At 68.5% G+C, this 23,770-nt stretch carries 17 protein-coding genes and 4 pseudogenes; 12 read left to right on the top strand and 9 right to left on the bottom strand.

Annotation, left to right across the window (positions count from 1 at the left end):
• Positions 1–118 precede the first annotated feature (118 nt).
• The 3 genes from OG299_RS40340 (at position 119) to OG299_RS40350 (ending at position 4,761) form a co-directional block, all read left to right on the top strand.
• Positions 119–1,981: an NB-ARC domain-containing protein gene (locus OG299_RS40340; RefSeq protein WP_327359914.1), complete on the top strand. Its 1,863-nt coding sequence runs from the start codon at positions 119–121 to the stop codon at positions 1,979–1,981.
• 1,032 nt (positions 1,982–3,013) lie between these two features.
• Entirely contained in the window at positions 3,014–3,514 is a 501-nt protein-coding gene (locus OG299_RS40345; protein ID WP_327359913.1) for a MarR family winged helix-turn-helix transcriptional regulator, read from the top strand.
• Positions 3,505–4,761, top strand: a complete 1,257-nt coding sequence (locus OG299_RS40350; RefSeq protein ID WP_327359912.1) for an MFS transporter — start codon at positions 3,505–3,507, stop codon at positions 4,759–4,761. Before OG299_RS40345 ends, OG299_RS40350 begins: the two co-directional genes overlap by 10 nt.
• A gap of 25 nt (positions 4,762–4,786) precedes the next feature.
• Here OG299_RS40350 and OG299_RS40355 read toward each other — a convergent pair whose 3' ends face one another.
• Entirely contained in the window at positions 4,787–5,116 is a 330-nt protein-coding gene (locus OG299_RS40355) for a hypothetical protein (RefSeq protein ID WP_327359911.1), read from the bottom strand.
• 160 nt (positions 5,117–5,276) lie between these two features.
• Between OG299_RS40355 and OG299_RS42960 the strand changes: the two genes are divergently transcribed.
• On the top strand, positions 5,277–5,633 hold the full coding sequence (locus OG299_RS42960) for a transposase (RefSeq protein WP_442817612.1): 357 nt from the start codon (positions 5,277–5,279) through the stop codon (positions 5,631–5,633).
• Positions 5,634–5,653: 20 nt separating this feature from the next.
• Here the strand turns inward: OG299_RS42960 and OG299_RS40365 are convergent.
• The 3 pseudogenes from OG299_RS40365 to OG299_RS40375 all read right to left on the bottom strand — a co-directional run.
• Positions 5,654–5,850 (bottom strand): annotated as a pseudogene (locus tag OG299_RS40365) (IS5/IS1182 family transposase); the annotation flags it as partial.
• A pseudogene (locus OG299_RS40370) lies at positions 5,823–6,006 on the bottom strand (TerD family protein); the annotation flags it as partial. The pseudogenes OG299_RS40370 and OG299_RS40365, both read right to left, overlap by 28 nt.
• A gap of 35 nt (positions 6,007–6,041) precedes the next feature.
• Positions 6,042–6,125, bottom strand: a pseudogene (locus OG299_RS40375) (DUF475 domain-containing protein); the annotation flags it as partial.
• A gap of 175 nt (positions 6,126–6,300) precedes the next feature.
• Here OG299_RS40375 and OG299_RS40380 point away from each other — a divergent pair.
• From OG299_RS40380 to OG299_RS40395, 4 genes are all read left to right on the top strand, one after another.
• A complete protein-coding gene (locus OG299_RS40380; protein WP_327359910.1) occupies positions 6,301–7,191 on the top strand; it encodes a thermonuclease family protein in 891 nt (296 codons plus the stop codon).
• A gap of 128 nt (positions 7,192–7,319) precedes the next feature.
• Positions 7,320–7,958: a hypothetical protein gene (locus OG299_RS40385; protein ID WP_327359909.1), complete on the top strand. Its 639-nt coding sequence runs from the start codon at positions 7,320–7,322 to the stop codon at positions 7,956–7,958.
• Between the two features lie 730 nt (positions 7,959–8,688).
• Positions 8,689–9,408, top strand: coding sequence for an HNH endonuclease family protein (locus OG299_RS40390; protein ID WP_327359908.1), 720 nt, complete (start codon positions 8,689–8,691; stop codon positions 9,406–9,408).
• A 137-nt stretch (positions 9,409–9,545) separates the two neighbouring features.
• Complete coding sequence (locus tag OG299_RS40395) at positions 9,546–13,607, top strand: nSTAND1 domain-containing NTPase (RefSeq protein WP_327359907.1); 4,062 nt, start codon at positions 9,546–9,548, stop codon at positions 13,605–13,607.
• Between the two features lie 482 nt (positions 13,608–14,089).
• Here OG299_RS40395 and OG299_RS40400 read toward each other — a convergent pair whose 3' ends face one another.
• Positions 14,090–14,545, bottom strand: a complete 456-nt coding sequence (locus OG299_RS40400; RefSeq protein ID WP_327359906.1) for a hypothetical protein — start codon at positions 14,543–14,545, stop codon at positions 14,090–14,092.
• Between the two features lie 375 nt (positions 14,546–14,920).
• On the opposite strand from OG299_RS40400, the gene OG299_RS42965 reads away from it, so the two are divergent.
• Positions 14,921–15,993, top strand: a protein-coding gene (locus tag OG299_RS42965; protein ID WP_442817567.1) for an IS630 family transposase whose coding sequence is annotated in 2 segments (ribosomal slippage) — positions 14,921–15,367 and positions 15,370–15,993 — 1,071 coding nt in all. Because the reading frame shifts where the segments join, the coding sequence is not laid out codon by codon here.
• Here the strand turns inward: OG299_RS42965 and OG299_RS40415 are convergent.
• Positions 15,971–16,330, bottom strand: a complete 360-nt coding sequence (locus OG299_RS40415; protein WP_327359905.1) for a hypothetical protein — start codon at positions 16,328–16,330, stop codon at positions 15,971–15,973. The two genes, OG299_RS42965 and OG299_RS40415, sit on opposite strands and share 23 nt — an antisense overlap.
• Positions 16,331–17,525: 1,195 nt before the next feature.
• On the opposite strand from OG299_RS40415, the gene OG299_RS40420 reads away from it, so the two are divergent.
• Positions 17,526–18,557 carry a hypothetical protein gene (locus tag OG299_RS40420; RefSeq protein WP_327359904.1) on the top strand — a complete coding sequence of 344 codons (1,032 nt, stop codon included), beginning with the start codon at positions 17,526–17,528 and terminating at the stop codon, positions 18,555–18,557.
• A 532-nt stretch (positions 18,558–19,089) separates the two neighbouring features.
• On the opposite strand, the gene OG299_RS40425 is transcribed toward OG299_RS40420, so the two are convergent.
• The 3 genes and pseudogenes from OG299_RS40425 to OG299_RS40430 all read right to left on the bottom strand — a co-directional run bounded on the left by OG299_RS40425 (position 19,090) and on the right by OG299_RS40430 (position 21,652).
• Positions 19,090–19,749, bottom strand: a complete 660-nt coding sequence (locus tag OG299_RS40425) for a hypothetical protein (protein ID WP_327359903.1) — start codon at positions 19,747–19,749, stop codon at positions 19,090–19,092.
• Positions 19,750–20,379: 630 nt separating this feature from the next.
• Positions 20,380–20,583, bottom strand: a pseudogene (locus OG299_RS42970) (helix-turn-helix domain-containing protein); the annotation flags it as partial.
• A gap of 307 nt (positions 20,584–20,890) precedes the next feature.
• Positions 20,891–21,652, bottom strand: a complete 762-nt coding sequence (locus OG299_RS40430) for a GntR family transcriptional regulator (protein WP_327359902.1) — start codon at positions 21,650–21,652, stop codon at positions 20,891–20,893.
• A 331-nt stretch (positions 21,653–21,983) separates the two neighbouring features.
• Here OG299_RS40430 and OG299_RS40435 point away from each other — a divergent pair, with 331 nt between their 5' ends.
• Both OG299_RS40435 and OG299_RS40440 read left to right on the top strand, forming a co-directional pair.
• Positions 21,984–23,498: a DUF2637 domain-containing protein gene (locus tag OG299_RS40435; RefSeq protein WP_327359901.1), complete on the top strand. Its 1,515-nt coding sequence runs from the start codon at positions 21,984–21,986 to the stop codon at positions 23,496–23,498.
• Complete coding sequence (locus OG299_RS40440) at positions 23,495–23,632, top strand: hypothetical protein (protein WP_327359900.1); 138 nt, start codon at positions 23,495–23,497, stop codon at positions 23,630–23,632. Before OG299_RS40435 ends, OG299_RS40440 begins: the two co-directional genes overlap by 4 nt.
• Positions 23,633–23,770 lie beyond the last annotated feature (138 nt).

Genomic DNA, 23,770 nt, shown 5'->3' on the forward strand with positions numbered 1-23,770 from the left:
TAGCGCCAAGGCCGGACGCGACATGAGGTGGCGTCGAAGCAAGCAGCGTTCATCCTCTTCGCGGGACGATCTCGCGGCCTCCTCGGTCAGCGACAGTGGTGACGCCATCGCGTCGGCAGTGGGCGCAGTGGCCGTCAGCGGCCATGTGGATCACCTGACGATCACCCACGCCGGTCCACAAGGGCCAGTCCAGTGGCCGCTGCGCCTGGGATCGGTGCCCGCACTGGCATCTGCCTTCCAGCAGCGGCCTGAAGTTCGCAACGCGATCGACCAAGCTGTCACCGGGCACACCGCGGTGGTGCTGACCCAAGTTCTGTCCGGCGGCGGCGGTGTCGGCAAAACCCAACTCGCCTCCGCGTACGCCCACCAGGCGCTGGTCGAAGGCGTCGACCTGGTGGTCTGGGTCGACGCCAGCGAAACGGACCAGGTGATCGCCCGCTACGCGGTAGCCGCTCACATCGTTGATGTCCCCAACGCTCTGGCGGGTCGGACCGGCGAGCAGCACGCCAGGGCATTTCTCCAGTGGCTGGCAACCACCAAACGATCGTGGCTCGTCATCCTCGACGACATCACCGACCCGGATGCGATGCAGCCGTGGTGGCCGCCATCATCGGCGTGGGGCTGTGGCCGGGTGGTGGCAACCACCCGCCGCCAGGATGCCGCCTTGTCCGGCGGTGGCCGGGCGGTTGTAGACGTCGACACCTACAGCCCACAAGAAGCTCACACCTACCTACGCGCCCGGCTCCGAGCCGCCCGTGCGGAGCATCTGCTGGACGCGCAGACACAAGCGCTGGCCGAGGCACTGGGCAATCTGCCCCTGGCGCTGTCTCACGCCGCCGCTTACATGATCAATGAGGACGTGCCCTGCGCGGACTACCTCCTTCGCTTCAACAGCAGTGCCGCGAAACTGGACGATCTGCTTCCGCGCCACGCGGACACCGAAGGCTACGGACGCCACGTAGCCGCCGCCCTCCTCCTCTCCCTGAACGTTGCCCAAGCCTGCGAACCCGTGGGCCTCGCCATCCCAGCGCTGCGCCTCGCCGCCGTCCTCGACCCGGCCGGGCATCCACGCGACCTCTGGGGAGGACAGGCGGTCATCAACTACCTCACTGCCCACCGAACACCCATACCGGGGTCAGACGCCCTCATTCCTGTCGACGCCACCCAAGCCAAGGCGACGCTGAGGCTCCTGCACAGGTACAGCCTCCTCACCGACGATGCTCAGGCCGGATTCCGCGCTGTGAAGCTGCACGCTCTGACTGCACGAGCCGTTCGTGAACACACGCCGAGTGGCGAACAGCGAGAGATCGTAAGGACTGCAGCCGAAGCACTCACAGAGCTATGGAACAAAGGTGTGGAGAGGGCTGTGCTGCATACGAACGTCGACAGCCTGAACGACTTCGCAGGGGACATGCTGTGGGAGGTTGAAGGCCACCACCTGCTCCGCTGGGTAGGCCACAGCTTGAGGGCTCGGGGCCTGGCCAGCGCCGCGGTTCCGTACTGGCAGCGGGTAGCAGACACGAGTGAGCGCCTGCTCGGGCGGACGGACCGCAAGACCCTTCTGGCTCGACGTGAGCTGGCTATGGCCTACCTGAGCGCGGGCCGCACCAAGGATGCCTTCGCCGTGTTCCAGGAGGACTACGCATACGATGCCGAGGCACTGGCTGACACCGGCCTGAAGAAGGACCAGGCGGGGGACTCTGCAGACCTCCTCCGCCTGTTGGAAGACACGCTCGCAGTCCGGGAACGCCTCCTCGGCCCCACAGCCCCCGAGACTCTGTCATGCCGAGTACAGCTCAGCTTCGCCTACTGGAATGCAGACAAACAGCCACAGGCCATCAGCATGCTCAAGCTAGTCCTCAAGCACCAGAACGAGGAATTGGGCATCCACCATCCCGATTCAATGGCAACGGCGCTCCGCCTGAACGAGTTGCGAACTGAACGCAAAAGGCGGTGGTGGGAGACGTCGGCCGGATCTTGACCACTCTCGAATGAACAGTTCTGAGCCCTCGGCGGCCGGGTGAGAAGTACGGCCGACGCGGTGGGGCCGCTACTCAAGTGGTACCCTCGGCGGCTCCGTTCTGGCTGCTCAGTCGTGGCGGGCGAGCTTGAACGCGGAGACGAGCAGGATCACGGCCAGCGCGGGGATGAGCACCACGTCCGGGAACACGCCGAGGAGCAGTCCACCCAGCACGGCCCCGGCTGCGGTCTCTCGGTTTGGTGACAGCGGTGTGAGAGACGGTGGGCTCCGGTGTGTTGATGCCGGTCGGGGGCTGTTTCGGGGTGTGTGGTCGCTGTCATGGATGTGAGAGATCGGGGTCTATCCACTGTCGTTGAGTGAGAGACGCCCAGGTCGCGTACTGACGTGAAAGCGAGAGATCGCAGACAACGCGCCCACCGGAATGCTGCGGTCCCCGGCCCTGACACCCTGGCGGGTGCAGGGCCGGGGCGCCGCCCCGACAGGACGGCGCCTGGGGCCCGCATGGGGGGTGGCGGCCACAGCGGTGCCGTGGGGGAGAGGAATCACCGCTGTGGCCGGGCGCCTTGTACATGCCCTCGGTGCACGTGGGTCAAGTGCGAAACCACCTGTGCGCATGGAGAGGTGCGGGCCGGGTTTACAGACTGGCATTGTGCTCACCTGCGCGGCTCGCCCGCAGCGGCGCCAGGCCGGCCTTCGTAATGTGTGTCGTGGGAGCGGGGTGCGCCCCCGTCGGCAGGCCGTTCGCGGTGAGGGCTGTCCTCCGGTGAGAGGTGGCAGCCCAGGAGAGAGCCGGGCCTGTGGCGGAAAGTGGCGGCCAGCCGTGTGGGGATTGCTGTTCTGGTGAATGGTGATGATGAAAAGGTTTTGTGCAGGAGGGTGGCCGGAGGGAACGGAATGCGACCGTGGACCGTTGCTGCGATCCCGCTGAAGGTTCGATTCCGTATGTGGTGCGAAAGATTGTCGACATCCCGCCGGCGGTCGGCGGCCGTAGGGAGTGACAGTGCTTATATAAATGCTGTTACGATGGACGGCATGGCCGACACCCACGCGCTCGACCCGACGCAGCAGAGCCTCTGGCGGCCCCTGCGTCTGCTGCAGGCGTCCATGGACGCCGACATCGCAGAGGTCTATTCCAGCCAGCAGATCGAAGGGCTCAAGCCCAGCTTCGTCATGGAGCTGCTCCGGCTTCACGCCCGCGGACCCCTGACCATCGCGGAACTGGCGGAGTCCGTTCAGCTCACGCATTCCGCACTCAGCCAGAAGGTCGCCGCGATGCGGAAGGCCGGCTGGGTCCAGACCGTCGTGGGCGACGACGCGCGCACCAGGAAGGTGACGCTCACCGGCAAAGCCCGCGGCATCGTCGGTCGCCTGGCGGCGGAATGGCGAGCCACCGAGGCTGCCATCGCCGAGCTGGAAGGGGACATTCCCTACCCGCTCTCCCGGGTCGTCACCGATGTCGAAGCCGCTCTGGAGCGGAAGAGCTTCCGCGACCGGATCGCCGAGAAGCTGGCGGAGGATCCCGCATGGGGCTGAAGGGCGCACTCATCGACGTGGCTCCGTTACGGTCGTCGCCACCCTTCCGGAGGCTGTGGATCGGCCAGACCCTGTCGGGTTTCGGCAGCCAGATGACACTCATCGCCGTCATGTTCCAGGTCTGGCAGATGACGAAGAGCCCCGCCTGGACGGGCGCCGTCGGACTGGCCCAAGCGGTTCCGCTCGTCGTGCTCGGCCTGTTCGCCGGATCGCTCGTCGACAGGGTGGACCGGCGGAAGTTCTACCTGCTCATGACCAGCGGACAAGCCGCGTGCTCGCTGCTCCTCGCGCTCCAGGCCTTCTTCGGGCACGCTCCCGCCGCCGCCGTCCTGGGGCTCGTCGCGCTTCAGTCGTGCTTCGTCGCGGGCAGCGGCCCGACCTCGCGCACCTTCATCCCGCACCTTCTCGCCAAGGAACAGCTGGCCGCGGGACTGGCGTTGAGCCGAATCGCCTTCCAGGGCGCCATGCTGCTCGGTCCCGTGCTCGGCGGGCTGATGGTGGGCGAGCTGGGAGTCGGAGCCTGCTACCTGATCGACGCCGTGACGTTCGCCGCCGCGTTCTACGGTGCCTTCGGCCTGCCGAAGATGACTCCCGGAGACGAGCCGGCGCGCCCCGGCCTGCGGGGGGTGCTGGACGGCCTCGTTTTCCTGGGACGCACCCCCGTCATTCGCGGGGCCCTGCTCACCGACCTGGCCGCCACCGTGCTGTCGATGCCCATCAGTCTGTTTCCCCTGATCAACGCCGAACGGTTCGGCGGCAACCCGCGCACCCTCGGGCTGTTCCTCACCGCGGTCGCCGTCGGGGGCGTAGCGGCGTCACTGTTCTCCGGAACCTTCACCCGGTTCCCCCGCCCCGGCCTGGTGATGCTCGGCGGTTCCGCCACCTGGGGCGCGGCGCTGACGTTGTTCGGCACGGCATCCAACCGATGGGTCGGACTGGCCTTCCTCGTCGTGGCCGGCGCGGCGGACACCGTCTCAGTGGTCTCGCGGAGCACCGTCGTCCAGATGAACACGCCGAGCGATCTGCTCGGCCGCGTCAGCGCGGCCGAACAGATCGTGGGGCAAGCAGGGCCCGACATCGGCAACATGCGAGGGGGCCTCGTGGCGGATGTCTCGTCAGGAGCGGTGGCCCTCGTCAGCGGCGGCCTGCTCTGCCTCGGTGCCGTGGCTTTCGTGGGCATCACGACGCCGGACCTGCGCCGTTCCACCCCGTCCGCCTCGGCCCGTACGGCGACCGCCAGTCCATGAGCCCGGACCGGCGGCGCGCCGGGGGTCATCCGCAGGCGGCCGTCAGTGCGGCGGTGAACTCCCATGCCAGTTCGCTGATCACGAGGTTCGTTCCCAGCTCAGAGAGTTCTATCCGGCGATCCTCGCCGCGTTCGCCCAGCACGAGCAAGGACTGTGCTCGAGGGAAGCCCGCAGCATCCTGGCCGCGGCGCCGACCCCGACATCGGCTGCGAAGCTCACACGGCAACGCCTGCAGTCGCTGCTCAAGCAGGCCGGCCGCGTCCGCGGCATCCAGGCCGAAGCCGAAAGGCTCCACGAGGTCTTCAAACGCGACTACCTCCACCAGCTCCCGCCGGTCGAAGCGGCTCTGGGACATCAGACTTCCGCTCTGCTCAGGGAGCTGAACACCCGCCCGCGACAACGCCGACCAGCTCGAAGAGGCCGTCACGCAGACCTTCGAAGAGCATCCGGACGCGCCGGTCATCCGCAGCTTTCCGGGTCTCGCCGCACTGACCGGCGCCCGGGTACTGGCGGAGATCGGCGACGACCGGACCCGCTTCGCCACTGCCGGATCCCTCAAGGCCTACGCGGGAAGCGCCCCGATCACCAGGGCCAGCGGCAAGAGCTGCAAGGTCATGAGCCGGAAGGTCAAGAACCAGAGACTGGCCGCCGTCGGCTACGTCTGGGCCTTCAACTCTCTCACCAGGTCACCAGGAGCCAGAGCCCACTACGATCGCCGAAGGGCTGCCGGTGACCGCCACATCGCAGCACAGCGGAACCTCTTCAACCGCTTCATGGGCATGCTGTTCCACTGCCTCCAGAACGGCCACACCCACGACGAAGCAGCCGCCTTCCCACAGGCCTCAGCAGCAATCAGAGCAGCGGCGGCTTGACGCTTATCCGCGTGGGATGTCTTGTCAGCGAGGACCAGGTCTGGCCTGGTGCGGGGTCGCCCTCGTCGACGTGGAACTCGCAGGCGGGCCATCACGTGCAGGAAGCGGGCGCGTCGCCGGCTTGTCCGGCCGCGAGATAGAAGGCCAGAGGCCGACAGCGGGCATCGGAGGCGAGATGGATCTTCGTGCGCCGAAGTCCTGCGCGATGCCGCGCAGGTCCGAGGCGTAGCCCTGGCCGATGGCGCGGAACTTCCACTCCGCGCCGTTGCGGTACAGCTCGCCTAAGACCATCGCGGTCTCCGTCGAGGTGTCCTCACTCAGGTCGCAGCGCGAGCTCCTGGCCGTCGGCCTGGTTGACCTCGCGGATGAAGGCTGCTCCGGTGATGGAGCTCGCGTCCCAGGTCAGCTCTTGATGTCACGGTCCTCGAAGATGAAGTCGAGGAAGATCAGGAGTAGGAACATGTCTCCGAGGGCGGCAATCGACGGACGCGCCGGTTACGAATTACTGGTCCGTGTCCTTCACGGGGTGCATTGTGTGCAGACCCTCGCCCGGTCGCACCCTGCCCGGGCATGCCTGTAGATTCGCCGGATATGCACTATATGTAACCAAAGGTGACGTATAGTGGGGAGGTGTGCGCCGACCCTGTCCGATGTCTGTGGGAGTGCCATGTCCGCCACGTCCATGCTGCTGATCAAAGGAACCTTCCGGGCGGCGTTCTCCGCACCGGATGGTGACACCATCCTCTTCCTCCCGGACAACGTGGCTGACTGGAAGCTCGTGCCCGGGGTTAACAGGGTCTTGCCGAAGGGCGACGGCCGCGCCCCGATCCGGCTGGAAGCCATCGACGCGCTGGAGACCCACTACGGGGACAAGGATTCCCCCTCAGGCGTGCAGCACCAGCCGCTGAACCTGGCGCATCAGGCACGTGACGAGCTACTGGCCTCGCTCGGCTTCACCAACGTTGTCCGCGATGGCGAATTCGTCAAGAGCACCACCCCGGACGCCGTGCCCGGCTTCATCCTCACCCGCGGCGCGGACATCTTCGGCCGGTGCGTGGCCCTGGTCAGCAAGACATTCCCCCCGGTCTTCAACGGCTACGAAACCGAAGTCGACGAGGACCTGTTGAAGAAGACCGCGAACTACCACATGATCGACCTCGGCCTGGCCTACCCGACCTACTACGCCGCCTTCCCCGACCACCTGCGCGCCTCCCTGACCGTCGCCGCCAGGGAGGCTAGGAACGCGAGGAAGGGCGTATGGGCCAAGGACGCGACCACCGAGGGGGCGAAGGTCACCGGGATGGACTCGCTCACGGCCGAAACCGGGGCCGTGATCCTCCCGAAGCTGTTCCGTCGGCTGAAGGACTACCTGGACCTCAACCCGGCGGATCCCTCCCTGGCCTGCTTCCCTGCTTTCCTCGCCGGAAACTCGGACAAGTTCTACATCCAGGGAAATCCGAAGCAGTTCACCGGCATGCACAACATTGTCGAGATCACCAACGGCCAGACTGTGAAGATGACCCGCCAGGCCGAGGAAATCACCTTCGACGAGAAGTGAGCGGGAGCCGACGCGCGCCCGGATCTCGGGCGCGGTCACGGCGGCCTGATCGTCGAGCCCGAACATGCCGAGGCTCTCGTCTCCGGCGGTGGTGGACAGCGCAGTGTACGTCACAGATCCTGTCCGACGTGCCCCCGCTGGACTGGCTCGCGAACCACCAAGACCTGGACGACGACACACTCGAGCGGGAACTCATGGGCGAGATAGCCCGCGCGGAGCTTCGGGCACTGCGCCTGCCGTGGGTGGCAGCGGACCCCCTGCCATACGTGGACTCGCCATACATTTGCTTCCGCGCCTCGGCAGCGATGTCCGACCACCTCCCGGCACCGCTTGTCGCCCAACTGCTCGACGACGGGGAAAGCAGCGTCCGCACGACGATGGCCCTGCACGCCCGAGACCAGACCGATCCCGACACCGCCGAGCGCATCGACCGAACCTACCGCCCGGCCAAGAGGGTCCGATGGCGTCCGGCCGACGAATTCCCCCTTCCTGCAGACGTACTTCGACGCCTTGCCACAGACCCCGACCCGAGAATGAGGCAGCTGGCCCCGCGCGACCCCGACTTGCCCGTGGAATCCGCGCGTCGCCTTGCAGCCGATCCCGACCACACCATGCGCCGCACCATCGCGACCTATCCCCGGCTCCCGGCCGAGGACCTGACACGGCTGCTGGCCGATCCGTCCGAACCTGTCGCGGCCACTGCAGCCGCAAACCCCAACCTGCCGCCCGCACACATGCACCAACTGTTCGCTCTCGCAGGCTTGTGACACTCGAGTACGCGTCGCCCATAGCGGGTAAGGATGCCAAGGGCCGTCGGGTGGTCACTTGTGAACGTGCGGGCAAGCATCCCCCAACCCGATGTCTCGGCCTCTGCGATGCGCCGGGGCCATCGCCGCGAGAGGGGCACCAAGCCGTGCGTGACCACCGCCACGAGGAATTGCGCAGGTAAGCAATACCGCTACTTCACCAGTGCCGACGCGACACCACCGAAGCGATCACCGGCGTAGTCACCGGCACCCAGACGCGCCCGCAGCTCCTGCTCCTGGGCCGCTACGACACCCGCGGCCGCTTCCGTCTCGTGGGCCGCACCGTACCTGTGCCCGCGGACGCAACCTCGCAGCTCGCCGGGCGCCTCACGGCCGCCGGCCCCGGGAACCGTGGACGGGGATGCGGTTCTCCTCCGCTTGGGGCAGCACGAAACCACTCGAGGCTAACCTGGTCCGCCTGACCTTGTTGCCGAGATCAGCGCGGACACCGCCATCGACCGGGCGGCATCCACCGCCACCCGCTGCGTCTCACACAGCTGCTCACCGATGCCACCGCCGCGGCCGTGGCCCTCTTCGGTGAAGGCCCCGCCACCGCTGCCGGGTGAGCGGCACGGCCCGTCGTAGCCGGGCGGCGCAGTGTCGTTTCGGCAGTGAACTCGCCCACCCGCCCGGGTGAGTTCTTGGCGAGCCCCTGTCCCGGTGACGCCGGGGCCAGCTACAACCCTGGTCCGTGATCAAAAATCTGCTGCGTGGCAGTCTGCCCGCCCTCGCCCTCGCCGTCCTGCCCGTCCTTGCCTCTGCGCCCGTCGCGCACGCCGCCCCGGTCCAGGGTGCCGCCGCAGCACCCGCGGCGCCGGGCACCGGGAGTGTTCGGGTGCCGTTGCCGCTGTTCGAGGCGATCGACCAGCTCACGGTGGACGAAGAGCAGCGCGAGGGCTACGTGCGCACCCTGTACAAACACTGGAACAAGGGCCTCAACGCCGGCGACGGCTGTGACACCCGTAAAGAAGTCATCCTGTCTGAGGCCGTTGAGGCGCCGCAGGTAGCGACGGGCTGCAAACTGACCGGCGGCAGCTGGCGCAGCCCGTACGACGACGTGGTCGTGACCGACGCAGCCCGTCTTGACGTCGACCACTTTGTCCCGCTGGCCGAAGTCCACGATTCCGGCGGTTACGCGTGGGACGCTGCCCGGCGTGAGGCGTACGCCAACGATCAGGCGTCCCCGGACACCCTGATCGCGGTCTCGGCCGCCTCCAACCGCAGCAAGGCGGATAAGGACCCCGCGGAATGGATGCCCACGGACGGCTCCTACCACTGCACCTACACCGCGTCCTGGGTGGGCACGAAACTCCGTTGGGGCCTGGCCGTCGACGAGGCGGAGCGGCAGGCGCTCCTTGGCCTTGCGGAGGACTGCCCGACCACCACCGTCGTCTACGAACCAGCGGCCTGATCGGCTTCCCCGTGAACGCCGTGGTCCTCCAACGAGGCGAAGGGCTCGAGGCGCCCGGCGAGGATCGCGAAGGCAGTGCCGACGCCACGTGAAGGGCACCATGAACTGCCGAAAGAGGGACGGCTGAACCTGTGGACATGCTCCGGGCCGTGGCCCAGGTCCTTGGACAGAACGATGAGGCGTGCGGGGCCGGTTTCCTGGTCGCTGAGGACGTGCTCGTCACCTGTGCACACGTCGTCCGCGCTGCCGGCAGCGGGCCCGGGGCCAGCGTATGGCTGGTCTTCCCGAACGCTGACGGGGCAGGCGTCGTCGAGGGGATCGTCCTGGAAGAGCCGTGGCGGGAACCCGAGGCCGAAGACGTCGCCATGGTGCGCCTGGGTGTCGCCGTGCCCGGGACGCATGTACCGGCGCTGGGTTCCGCGGAAGGTTCCAGGGGTCACGAGGTGCGCTCGTTCGGCTTTCCCGGACAGGCTCCGGAGGGCGGGCATTTCGGGTACGCGACGGCTGGTGACCTTCTGCCTGCGACCGAGCATCGGGCCGAACACCTCCAGCTGACGGGCGCCAACGACCTGACCACCGGCTTCAGCGGCGGCCCGGTCGTCGACGAGGTGACCGGTCTGGTCATCGGCATGCTCACCGAGATCACCAGCCCCGATAAATACGGGAAGGGCCAGGGCATCGCCTACGTCACCCCCGTCCAGGTGCTCCGAGCGATCTGGCCTGCCCTGACCGTTCAGGATGTATGCCCTTACCGGGGGCTGGAGCCGTTCACCGCGGAACACGCCCAGTGGTTCGAAGGCCGGCAGGACGCCGTAAGCCAGGTTCTCGCGCATCTGGACGAGCAGCGGCGTGCGGTCCTGCTGCTCGGCCCGTCCGGCTCGGGCAAGTCCTCCCTGATCCAGGCCGGGGTCCTTCCTGCGCTGGCCGCGGGTGAAGTGGCGGGCAGCGACCGGTGGCTGCCCGTACGCGTTCGACCAGGTCAGGACCTGTGTGCCGAGATCGAGCGCGCAGGGCTGCCCGGGGCCGCCACCGACGGGATCGCCGAGGCCGTGACCCGCGTGCTCAGGGCACAGCCCGAATACCAGCGGGTCGTACTCGTCATCGACCAGTTCGAGGAGCTCCTCACCCCGCTGGAAGGCAACCTTGCCGCCGCGGACCGGCTCACGGCCGCGATCACCTCGCACGCAGCCCTGAGCGTGATCCTCGTCATGCGCGACGACTTCTACCCCCAGCTCGCCGCCCTCGCCCCCGACCTGCTGGAGGCCGCAATGCCGGGCCTCCTCAACATCCCGGGCACGCTGAGCCAGAACGACCTGCACGACATCATCACGCTGCCCGCCCAGAAGGTCGGAGCCCGCTTCGAAAGCGGGCTCCCGGAGCAGGTCGTCACCGATGTCCTGGCCACCGCCCCGGAGGGGGCGGCAAGCCGCAGGGCCACAGTCACGGTGCTGCCCCTGCTGGAACTGACACTCAGCGAGCTGTGGCGACAGCGCCACGACGGCTTCCTCACCCACGACGCCTACCGGCGCATCGGGGGAGTGACCGGCAGCCTGACCACCTGGTGCGACACCGCACTCAACCAACTGCCCCCGAACAGCCTGCCCGTCGCTGAGCGTATCCTGACCTCACTGGTACGCCCTGCCGACCTGCGCCACAACATCCCCGCGATCCGTGCGCAGGTCCCCCTGGAGGATCTGCGCGACCTCGCAGCCGGCCCCGACGGTTCACCCGACGGCAGCGATGTGTTCGACACGGTCCTCGCCGAGCTGACCCGGCACCGCATCATCACCACCCGCACACCCGAAGGGCCATCGGCACGTCCGGTGGCGGAGCTCATCCACGACGCGCTCATCCGAGACTGGGGCAGGCTGCGCGAGTTGATGGGCCAGGACCGCCGCTTCCAGGAATGGTTCGTACGAGCCCGAGAGCAGCAGGCCCGCTGGGCCGACGGAAGGCACGAGGAAGACCTGCTCGCGGGCACGGCTCTGGCAGCGGGGCTCGAATTGTCCCATGAGCGCCGTCTGCCCGCCAACATCGACCACTTCCTCACCGCCAGCAAGCAGCGCCAGCAGGCTGCCATCCGCCGCAGCCGACGCCTCAACGCGATCCTGGCCGGCTTGCTCGCTCTCGCTCTCATCGCGGCGATCGGCGCGCTCTGGCAGTGGCGGTCCTCGGTCACCGCACGTGAGGCAGCCCAGTCCCGTCAGCTCGCGGCCGAGTCCAACCCCCTCATCACCTGGAACCCCGAACTGGCCTCGCTCCTGGCCGTCCAGGCGTACCGCACGAGCCACACGCCCGAAGCGCAGGAAAGCCTGAACAACGCCGCGGCTCTGCCGCTGCACCGGCGTCTGTTGGGCCATGACAGCGGCGTACACGCGGTGGCGTTCAGCCCGGACGGACACACCCTCGCGAGCGGAAGCGCAGACGGCACCGCACAGCTGTGGGACACGGCTACCGGGAAGGCCGGCATCACACTCGACCACGTTTCCCTGGCCGTGGCCTCACTGGCGTTCAGCCCCGACGGCAGCATCCTCGCCACCGGCAGCAACGAAGGGCCGGTGCGGCTGTGGAACGTGGCCACCGGCAAGCCCCTCGCCACGTTGACCGGGCATATCAGCCAGGTGAATTCCGTGGCCTTCAGCCCCGACGGAAAGACGCTCGCCACCGGCAGCAACGACGCGACCGTGCGGCTGTGGGACGTGGCCACCCGAAAGCCCCGCACCACCCTGCGTGAGCACACCGACATCGTGCACGCGGTGTCGTTCAGCCCCGACGGCCGCACCCTTGCCAGCGGCGGCGGCACGACCGTGCGCCTCTCGGACGTCGACAGCGGAGCGGCCCTCAGGACGCTGCCCGAGGGGCAAGGCCTCGTGGGCTCGGTGCTGTTCAGTCCCGACGGCCGCACCCTCGTCACCGAAAACGGCGACGGGTCGGTAGGGCTGTGGGACGTGGACACCTGGAAAGCCCGCACCACACTGTCCGGGGATGGCGACCCCATCCACTCCATGGCGTACAGCCCTGACGGAACCATGCTCGTCATCGGAACTGCCGGCCACGGCGTGAAGATCTGGGACGTGGCCACTGGAGCGGTCCGCGCCACCCTCCTCGGGCACACCAACGAGGTGGAATCGGTGGCGTTCAGCCCCGACGGCCGCACCGTCGCTTCCGGCAGCCTCGACCACAGCGTGCGATTGTGGGATGTGGCAGACCGCACCGTCCTGGCGGGGAACACCAGCGCGGTGCTGGCAGTGGCGTTCCGTCCCCACAGCAGCCTCCTGGCCACCGGCGAAGCCCTGGGGGCGGTCAAGCTGTGGGACGTGGCGTCCGGCAAGCCACACAGCAGCCTCAACCACCGCGGCGGGGTACTTTCGGCGGCCTTCACTCCCGATGGAGGCACCCTCGCCACCAGTCGCTTGGACAGCGAGGTACAGCTGTGGGACGTGGCCAGCGGCAAGGTCCGCAGCACCATCGCTGTCCCCGCGGACAAGGTGGACGCGGTGGCGTTCAGCCCTGACGGAAAGACCCTGGCGACCGGCGCAGACGACGGAGCGACAGCGCTGTGGAACGTGAAGACCGGAAAAGTCCAGACCGTCATGGGCGAGCACACCGAGTTCGTGGGCTCTCTGGCGTTCAGCCCCGACGGACGCACCCTCGCCACCGGAAGTGGCGACCATACGGCGCGCGTGTGGGACGTGGCCACCGGCGAAACCCGTACCACCCTCACCGGCCACACCGACCGGGTGACATCAGTGGCCTTCAGTCCGGACGGACGGACCGTCGCCACCGGCAGTTACGACCGCACCGTGCGGCTGTGGGACGCGGCTACGGGCAAGACGCGCCGCACGCTGATCGGCCACACCAGCGACGTCAACGCGGTGGCGTTCAGCCCCGACGGCCGCACCATCGCCAGCGGAAGCACAGACGGCACCGTGCGGCTGTGGGACGTCGAGTCCGCCAAGACCCGCACCACACTTCTCGGGCACTCCGACGGCGTGGCGTCGTTGGCGTTCAGCCCCGGCGGCCGCACCGTCGCCTCCGGCAGCTACGACAAGACGGCGCGGCTGTGGAAAGTCGCGCTCCCCACGCCCGCCACAGCCATCAAGAAGATCTGCCACTCCGTCAACCGCGACATCACCCCGGAAGAACGGACGGCGTACCTGCGGGGCCAATCGGTCGGCCCAGTGTGCAGCGCAGACTGAAGAACAGGGTGGTGTCAGAGGTCAGTTTTCGCTCGCGGGGCACGTGCTGTGCCCGGCTGGTCGTCCTACAGTGCGGGCCTGAGCAAGTGGCCAGTGCCCGGTGCCCGGCCGGGACGCGCGGCGTGCTCCTGTGTCCGGCGGACCCTTAGATTCCACCATATGTTCGATTGTCTGGGCGAGTCGCCTGCCGACAGCCCACCGGCCGGGCTCCTCTGGTCGGGCCGACCATGGAAGAGGGGTGACCTCGAGGGAGGCCTCGGAGATGGTGTTGCAACCGCCGGTGGAGCCGATGCTGGCGCAGGCTGCGGAGTCGGTGCCGGGCCCGGTCGCGCTGCGGGCGGGGGTGGCGTACGAGCAGAAGCTGGACGGCCACCGCGCGCTCGTGTTCACCGCGGCTCGATCCGGGTCGCATGCGCCGTGTCGGAGCAGTGCCGAATGCCGGAGGGGCTGCCTCAGCCTCTCGGGCGTTCGTCGTCATGCCGTCAACGGGCGTTCACGTAGATCTGGGGCGACCAGCGGGTGCAGGCATTGCCGTTGCACGCCTGGACCAGGAAGTTGTAGTCGTTTCCGGGAGCTTCGATGGTCCACATCCTGTGCGCGCCGTTGTGCATTCTTTGATCGTGCCAGCCTCCGGCATCCCCCGACCAGCGCATGGTGTAGTGGGTGGTATCGGTTCTGGAGGTTCCCCCGAAGTAGACGGTGATGGCGTTCTCGCACGAGTCGTAGCGCGCGCCGATGTAGGGACTGTTGCTGAACTTGTACCGGGGAGGAGTGTCCCCGATGTTGTTGCCGCCCTTGGGTGGGAAGCCGTTGCGGGAGTAGCAGTCCCGCGCCGGGGCGGCCTCCGCGCCGGAGGCGGGCACCGCCATGATGCCGGTCGCGAGGAGGACAGCGGACGAGACCGCCGTAGCGGCACGACGCCACTTGAGCACAGGCATGGTTGACTCCGTCCATGTGTGTGGGTTTCCTGCCGGCCTCGCCGCCACCCCTGTGTGCGGCTGCGGCTGCGGCCGCGGCTGCGGCCGCGGAAGACGCTTGACGCCGCTTGCGGTGCCGACAAGTCCAGACCCGGTAGCCGCCCCCGCGGCCATCCCTTTTTCAGGTTACGGCGGCCGACGCGATGCAGCTTGCCGAGTCCGGTCAGCCGGCCGGGGGAGTTCGCTAGAGCCACGGGGGATCAGGCGGGTCGGGAGTTCGTTGCGGTTGCCGGGCACGGGCCGACCGACGGAGACGACAAGGCGTGACCAGCTACTGAGGTTTTCGGGTTGTCATCGGGTAGTGACGGTTCATGATCCCTGCGGTATGCCGGTGAGGTGAGGTATCCAGAGGGTGGGGGCCTGACCGCTGAGCGTCGGGCGTTTCGTGAGGGGATCCGGCTTCAGGCCGGCGAAAGGTTCGCGGCGGGTGAGAAGACCGCGGTCATCGCGAAAGAGCTGCGGGTGAGTGTCCGGTCGGTGGAGCGGTGGCGTCGTGCATGGCGCGAGGGCGGCATGGAGGCCTTGCGCTCGGCGGGTCCGGCGAACTCCCCGACCGTCACTGATGCCCAGTTCGCTGTGCTCGAGGAGGAACTCGGCAAGGGCCCGTCGGCGCACGGCTTCGAAGACGAACGCTGGACTCTGGTCCGGGTCCAGACGCTGATCCGTCGGCGTCTTCGGGTGAGCCTGTCGGTGGCGACGGTATGGCGGCTGCTGAAACGGCACGGCTGGTCCTGGCAGGCGCCCGCCCGCAGAGCCCTCGAGCGTGACGAGCACGCGGTGGAGCTGTGGAAGAAGGAGGTGTGGCCCCGGGTAAAAGGCTCGCGGCGGCGTCCGGTGCCTGGGTCGTCTTCGAGGACGAAGCCGGCTTCTCGATGACTCCGCCCCGTGCCCGCACCTGGGGCCGGCGCGGGCAGACTCCCGTCATCCGCGTCCGTGGCAGGTCCCGCCGCCGGACCTCGGTCGCCGCGTTGTGCTGCTACAAACCCGGTGAGAAGAGCCGTCTCATCCACCGCCCCCGCACCCATCTCCTGCTCAAGGGCGCACGCAAGAGCTTCTCCTGGAAGGACTACCGCGACCTGCTGGTGCGGGCACGCATCCAGCTCGACGGCCCGATTGTGGTGGTCTGGGACAATCTCAACACCCACCTCGCCGCCGGGCTGAAACGGTACGAGGCCGAGCACGACTGGCTTACCACCGTCCGCCTCCCGCCCTATGCGCCCGACTTGAACCCCGTCGAGGCCGTCTGGTCACTCGTGCGCAGAGCAATGGCCAACACCGCTTTCGCCACACCCGACGACCTCGACCGCACATTCCGCCGCGAGTTACGCAGAATCCAGCTCCGGCCCCACCTGATCGATGGCTGCCTCACCGCCACAGGCCTGGCTATCAACCCACCGACGCCACCCTGAAAACCTCAGTAGTGAAGCAGAGGCCGATCCGTTCGCCGGTTGGGTCGTGGCGCTGGGCGGGCTCGTCCGGCTCGGGCGGTGCCGGCAGCCAGCCGTTGCGGGCGGCGGCCGCCCTGTAGTAGGCGACGACGTCCGCTCGGCGGGCGGGCTCGGTGTACCCCCGGCCGAAGTACGCGAAGCGGTCGTCGTCGTCGCAGCCGGAGTATGACCCGTCGTCGGCCTGTGCTCCTTGCGGGGTGCCGAGGGTCCCGACCTGGGCGGACATTGGGTCCTGCAGTGCCGCGTCTGCGGCGGTGCAGCCGTAGATCCCGCCGTTGAGGGCCCACCAGCCACCCATGACGGTGAGTGTGCCCAAGACCAGTCCGCCCGCAACTACGGACGCTCCCACACGAAGATCATTCACGGGCGGGAGCGTACCGGTCGGCAGCGGCGGGGAGAACCCGGGCACCCGCACCATGAGCGATAAGGCTGCCCCGGCCACTTAGGCGAAGTTCACGTCCACCAGCGGCAACTCAACGATCTTGTTCGGTACCACAACGGCTTCGAAGCAGCCGCGATGGCCGCCGCGATCGGCCCCACCAGCGGAACCCCAGTCAGACGGAGAGATAGCCTCAGCGCCCGACGGCCGTAGGTTCCGGGCATGGCGTCTTCCGGCACGCGTAGGCCATCAGGCCCCTGATAGGCATGGCCATGCACGCGGTGTGCCACAGGCCGAGCTGCGCGGTGCCGGGGAGCGGAGCCGACGCCGCCTCGCGTAGCAGGGCCAACGCGCGTTCCCCACGATAGGCAGGATGGACAGTCCGGGGCAGCGTGGACGGCAGGACTTGCGAGGCAACGATGCGCATCTGCTGCCATGCCCTCTCGACGTCCTCAGGCGGCAGGAAGTGCCGACTGCGCCACCGGGTGTATGCCGACCTGACGGCATCCCGGATCTCGGACTCGGTCAGGCCCACCGTGCCCGCTGCGCGGGTTGGAGGGGCCGCCGTTCGGGGCGGGGCAAGCAGCCACCCGGAAGGCAGGACCACACGGCTCCGCCCTGCCTTCCGGCCGATCCATCCCTCATCCTCGAGGTGGCCAAGGGCCATGCGCATGCGGGAGGGTAAGGCTGGGACGCGATCTGATGGAGGAACCGGCCGGCCAGGTGGCGTGCCCGCGAGTGTCGCTCATCCGACGCATGAGGCACCGCGATGTGGCGCCCGTTCTGGGCCATTGTTCCGGCATCGGCCAGATCCGGAAGGCCCGCGGCAGCAGTCTCGCGCGGGTAAGCCGAGGTCGGCGGCCGCGACGTTGGCCGGCAGCACCGTTCCGCGCACGTACCGACCGAGTGATCAGCCGACGGATCTCTTCGACCGTCACCTTCGAAGCCGCAAGGTCAACAGCCCCGCCAGCTCACCTTCACCGTGAAGTGGCAGCTTCACGTACAGGTCTCGCTGCGGGGCGCGCCTGCCAGGCCGCCGTCCCCCCGCCAGCAACCGGGAGACGACGGGAGAGAGGGGTGCCCGGTCACCTCGAGGGTCGCTAGGGTCGCCTGCATGACGAGGACGACACCGCCGCGCCCGCTCGATGTCGAGGCGCTCTTCCCGGAACTGGCCGCGTACCGTGGCACGACCACCCGCCTCCACCCGCGGGCGGGCGCTCCGGACCTGTCGCAGAGCTCGGTGGGAGGGCCCATGCTGTGGCCGGCGAACGAGCCCTGGCCGGTATGCAGGGAGGCCCACGGCCGAGGCCGCGGACGGAGTATCGAGGACATCCGCCGGGAACGCCAGATCTGGGCGGCCGCGCGGGCGAGACAGCCGTACGAGGGTCTCACCGACGACGAGCGGCAGCTCATAGAGACGCTCGGCCGCAAGCATCGCGTGCCCGACCTGAACGACACCAACCCGCTGCCCATGCTCGGCGTCGCGCAGTTCTACCGCCGAGACCTCCCCGATCTGCCGGCCGGGCCGGACGGATGCGACCTGCTCCAGATGTTCTGGTGCCCCTTCGACGCCCACGGCCCCACCCGCTACGGCATGCTGCTCCGCCTGCGCTGGCGCAACTCGGCAGAGGTCGGCGAGGTGCTGGCCGAGCCGCCGCAGCCGCCGGTCGTCGGCTACGAGGGGTACGTGCCCGAGCCGTGCGTGCTGCACCCGGAGCAGGTGGTGACGTATCCGTTCGCCGGGCTCCTGCCCGAGGAGCTGTGCGCGCGGATCGACGCATGGGAGGAGGCCCTGGAAGAGGCGGCTGAGGAAGAGGACGAGGACGGCGTGGCCGAACTCCCCGGCTACCAGTACGACCTGTCGATCCCGCCCGGCTGGCGCGTCGGCGGTTTCGCCTCCTGGCACCTCACCGATCCCTCCCCGATGGACTGCCGCGCTTGCACCACGCCGATGCACCTCCTGCTGACCGTCGACACGTCCGAATGGGACGGAGGCAGCAAGAGCTGGGCGCCTCTCGAGGAACAGGGCCTGCCCCCACGTCAGGCCGCCGAACCGACCGGAGTCGTCGTGGGCAACCACGGCGAAGTCAACGTCTTCGCCTGCCCCGCCGACCCCGGACACCCGCACCGCTGGAGCATCCAGTAGGAGCCGCGGAGGCCCCCGACTTTTGTCCGCAACGAAAGTCGTGACTCTCCGCGGGGGAATGCCTCCTCAACGACGATCCGTGAGATATGCGGTAAGGGGTGATCCAGAGAGCGTCGTACTTGCTGAGGACTGCCCGGAGTTCGCGGGCGCTCCGAGGTGTCATGGCCAGGAGCAAGCGGTCGAGGAGAGCGCGGCCTTCCACGGGGTTGGTTGAAGCCTGGGGACAGGGTCGCCGCCTGGAACACCCCCGCGTCGGCGGGCAGGACTACGGGCCCAGTGCGGGAGCCGCCTCACGCTGGGAACACCCCGCGTTGGCGGAGAGGACCCGTCGCCGGTCCAGACGATCTCGCTGGATCTCGGAACACCCGCGGCCCCGACGGCGGGTCGGCGGGGAGCCCCCTTCGTGGCCTGCAGGTTCTTAGGCGCTTTGCATGTCTATGGTCATCTGCCGGAGGTGCAGAGGTGCTGTCATGGCGGAGGCCGAGGCCGTAACGTAGTCCATGCGCCAGCAGCGTGTTCGGGGTTGTGGCGGTCATGTTTGTTGTTGGGCGTAGGCCGCGAGTTCGGGGTGCTCCCGTATGAGTTGTTCCCGTAGTCGGCGTACTTCCTGGGCCTCGGTGGCGGCGCGTTGTTCGGCTTCGGCATGGTCCTGAGCTGAGCGGGACCGCTCGGCATGCTCGGCATGGGCTTCATCGAGCATGCGTTCCCACCGGATTGCCTGTCGTAGCCGTTCGGCTTCCTGCGCTGTCTCGGCCTCGGCGACGAGTCCTGCCGTCGCGCGCTGGATCTCGGTCTGCTCTGCCCGGTCCCGGCACTGCCGGCACAGCCCGTTGTCGGGTCGTGGTCCTTTGCCGGCTGCCGAGCAGTCCTCGCCGTCGCATTCCCACCACCGGAGCTCCGCGGCGTTGCCCCGTTGTGCGGTCACTGGGCGCTGGCGGCGGTCTGCCCGGCGTTCTGCGCATTTGGGGCATGCGTCGTCCAGGTGGAGGGTTGTGCCGTCCTCGCACATCGGGTCCGGGCAGTCTGTGGACGGGCGCACCAGCCCGACTGCGACTCCGACGGGGGAGGAGAGCTCTCCTTCGGCCAGAGCGCGGGCGTAGCCGTGCGTCCACCAACGGCGTTGGATCCGCTCGAGTAGCTGCTGGGGGGTCCGTCCTGCGTCCAGGGCGTGCAGGATCGCCTCACGCAGCACTGCCGGGGGGTGGGGCGGCAGCAGAGCTGCTAGCTCTCGCGGCCATCCCGCTTCAACGGCTCTGACCGAGTCATCCAGTCCCGGCGACATCCGTATCCGGGTCGTCTTCGGTGACCTGGCTGCCGGGATGGGCGTGCCAGCGCCTCGGGACGCGGCGTAGCCGCTGGCCCGTCGCGGGCTACTACCTGTTGTGGCCCTGCGGGCGTCATCGGCGCTACGCGCCGCAGGCGCTGTCGGGGTTTCTTGAGAGGGGAGGGTTATAGGGGAGGGTTGGGGGACTGCCAGTCCCCCCTGCGGGGATTGACAGTCCCCCCTTCCTCGGGACTGAGAGTCCCCCCGTCCGCCGGATTCGAGGGGTTTTGCGGGAGGGGACTGAGAGTCCCCTCCCTGGGGGCGTGGCTTTCCCTTGTCGCTGCGTTCTGTTCGCGGTGGGGCGGGTGGCAGTGTGGGGCGGGTGTGCGGTGTGAGTGGGGGCAGGCCGCGGTGTGCCCGGTCCTCGTTGACCCGTGTCAGTCGTTCGGGGCCGTACCAGGCTGCCGGGATCTGCAGGTCGTAGACCTTGGGGCGGGCGTGCGCGGGGATGTACCGGGCGGCTTCCTGGTCTCCCAGCGTGATCACACCCCGCTCGGCGAGCCAGGCCAGACGCCGCTGCACGGTCTTGACGTCGCAGAGCGCGATCCGGGCCAGCGTCCGCCGCGACGGGAAGGCATTGGTGCCGTCCGGATCGGCTTTCTCTGCCAGGCCGGCCAGCAGCATCCGGTCCGTCGTACTGTTCACGGGGCTGTCATGCAAAGCCCACAGGATTGGCTCAAGCGCCACCGTGCACCACCACATCCAGGGCGAACCCGTTGATGCCGTGTACGGGGGCGTGTGGCGCCCTCGGGATGATTCCGCATAAGCTCATGGCTCAGCGCACCTCTCAGTTCACGCAACTAGGTGCTCTTCCCCGCGCAGGCGGTCCAGGCCTGTACGAGGACCTGCGAGCCCCGCCACCTGTGGCGGGGCTCGTTCGGTTCGGGCGAATCCTCACGCCCTACAAAACGGCGCCGATGCCACCGGCTTGGTCACCGATGCGCCCCATGTGGCATCACAGCCGGGCAACGGCGCAGCCGGTGAGTCACCGGTGAGGTTTCGCGGCCCGCTACGGCACCCCGCCGGCCAGCGGCAACTCCCCGTAGTGCAGCTCCAGACGGTCGGCAGCGCCCACCACGCGTAGGGCTTCCAGTGCGAGGCCGCTGCCGCTGCGCACCACACGCTCGATACACAAGACCGGTACCCGCTCCCCGATGCCGAGTTCCGCGGCCTCTGCCTTCGTCGGCGGCCGGGCTGTCACCGTCTCGCTCGCGGTTTGGGGATCCAGCCCAGTTGCGGTCATGGCCCCGAACACGCCGCCGACGATCTTGCCCGGCTCATCGAGTCCGGCCGCGGCAGCCACTTCGGCCGGATAGTAGGCGTCCTGGACCTGCACGACATCCCCGTCGATCACGGCATGCCTGCTGCGGCGAACAGCAGGAGAGCCGGGTTCAATCTCGAGCAACGAGGCAATCTCCCTCGGAGCGGAGATCCGCTCGATGGACAAGGCAACGACGCTGCCCTCCAGACCCACCGCGGTCGTTGCCGTCTCCCACGGCCCCTTGTCCCCACCCGGGCGAAGTACAGCACCGTAGCGGCTCAACGGGACGCGAACGCGAGAGCGGTTGCGAACAACCGTCCCAACTCGCGGCTTGCGCACGACGAAACCACGGTCGACGAGCTCCCGGTAGGCCCGTTCAATGGACGGTTTTGACTCTCCCTGAGCCATCAACTCCACGGTGGTCGGCATTTTCGCACCGGGCGGAAACTCATCCGACTCGATGCGCTCCGCCAAGCGGTCGGCCAGGTCGCGCCATCGCTGCAACGGCATGTGGACCCCTCCCTGTCTTCTGGTGCGAACCAGTACATCACATTAACCATGGTTGTTCTTAGGGTTGTTGATGGACGCCATCCCCGACTGGGATACCAGATGCACGCTGGGGCCCTGACTTCAGCGCTGACCTGCAACAACGGAACCCATGGGCGCGCAGAAGCACTCGAATTGCGAAAGGCCGCCCGGGGACGCCTTCCCAGCAGGTCCGAGCGTCCGGTCTGCGCAGAAAACGCCCTGGGGCCGGAATCCGGTCCAACTGTCAGCCGTACATGAGACGGTGATCGTGATCAGCATGCAGACCCGATCATGGAGAGGCGGCCCTACGCGCATGCAGCTGACTCGTACGCACCGGATACTCATCGGCGTCGTGGTCGCAGGAGCCGTGGTCATCGCGGGGATCGGTTTCGCCGGTTCGTACGCCGCGGTCCGCGCGCTCGCCCTGCAGAAGGGGTTCGGGAACTTCTCGCTGGTGTTCCCGATCGGCATCGACATGGGCATCTGCGTGCTGCTGGCGCTGGACCTGCTGCTGACGTGGATCCGGATCCCGTTCCCGCTGCTGCGCCAGACGGCGTGGCTGCTGACCGCGGCGACGATCGCGTTCAACGGCGCGGCGGCCTGGCCGGACCCGCTGGGTGTGGGCATGCACGCCGTGATCCCGATCCTGTTCGTGGTCACGGTGGAGGCGGCCCGGCACGCGGTGGGCCGGATCGCGGACATCACCGCGGACCGGCACATGGAGGGCGTGCGCATCACGCGCTGGCTGCTCTCCCCCCTCCCGACGTTCAAGCTGTGGCGCCGGATGAAGCTGTGGGAGCTGCGGTCGTACGAGCAGACGGTCGGCATGGAGCAGGACCGGCTGATCTACCAGGCGCGGCTGCAGGCCCGGTACGGGCGGGCGTGGCGCCGCAAGGCCCCGGTGGAGGCGCTGATGCCGCTCCGGCTGGCCCGGATCGGCGTCCCCCTCTCCCAGACGGCCCCGGAGGGCCTGGCGGCGGCGGGCATCGACCCGATGCTGCTGCCCCCGGCGCCGGAGTCTGCCGGGCACGTGACGGTAGAGCGGGCCGATGCACCGCAGGACGTCCCGGTCGGGGTGCCAGCTGTATTGGGGGAGCAGGCCATGGAAGAGCCCGCAGATAGGGATGAGAGCCTCGCCCACGTGCTACACCCGGATATCGACCCCGCACACGACGAGTTCGGTCAGGGCCACCCGTACGGTCCCGAATTCCAGGGAGCGCGAGCCCCGACGCAGCCGGTCGCTCCGGTGGCCGCTGAGCCGATCCGCATGACGGAGGCGGAGCTCTGGGAGGCCTGCCGCTCCTACGCGGCGCGCACCGGCGCGGCCCCTGATGCCGCCGCTTTCGCCGTGCACCTGGCCGAGGCGTACGGCGTGGTGGACCCGGTGACCGGTGGGCCGCTGCCCGCGACAGAGATGGAGGAGCTGCTGGCCCGCTTCCCCGGCAGTCGGACAGCTCTGACCGATACGGGTTCGGTGACCGGTCACGGTGGTGAACCCCACCCCTTCTTTGAAGCCCTCTCGGCCCGCGGCGAGGTTTATGCGTCCGTTGTGCAGGCCCTGGTGTCCGGTCGGGTGCCGGCGCCAGCGGCTTCGGCCGGTGCCCCGCTGTCGGCGGCAGGACGTCAGCAGACGTCCCTCGACGTACTGACCGATCCGGTCCCGGCGCCTGCGGGGGAGACCGAGCACTGGAGGCGACGGTCACCGACACCGCTGCGGCCGCTGCCCGGCTCCCGGAGCAGCAGACCGGGGAGCCTGCCCTGGATCCGGTGCAGCAGCAGATCCTCACCGTCGCCGCTTGGCTCGCCGAAGCCGAGGAAACCGGCGTGAAACTCTCCGGAGCAGAGGTGGGCCGCCGCTTGGGAGTATCGGCCAAGACGGGTCAGCGCCGCGTGATCGACGCCGGCAAGCACCTCACCGAGCAGCGCCGACAGCAGGGGCGCGCCCACCTCCGCTCGGTCTGAAGCTGACCACCCCGCGCGGCCGATGGCCCGGTGACCGATGACCGATGACTCCGAGACGGGTGACCGACGACTGGTGACTGGTGACGTGCCGGGTACCCGGTGACTGGTCATGGCCTGACCGGCCGGAGGCGGCGCGAC

The sequence above is a fragment of the Streptomyces sp. NBC_01296 genome, from assembly GCF_035984415.1.
Lineage (GTDB): Bacteria > Actinomycetota > Actinomycetes > Streptomycetales > Streptomycetaceae > Streptomyces.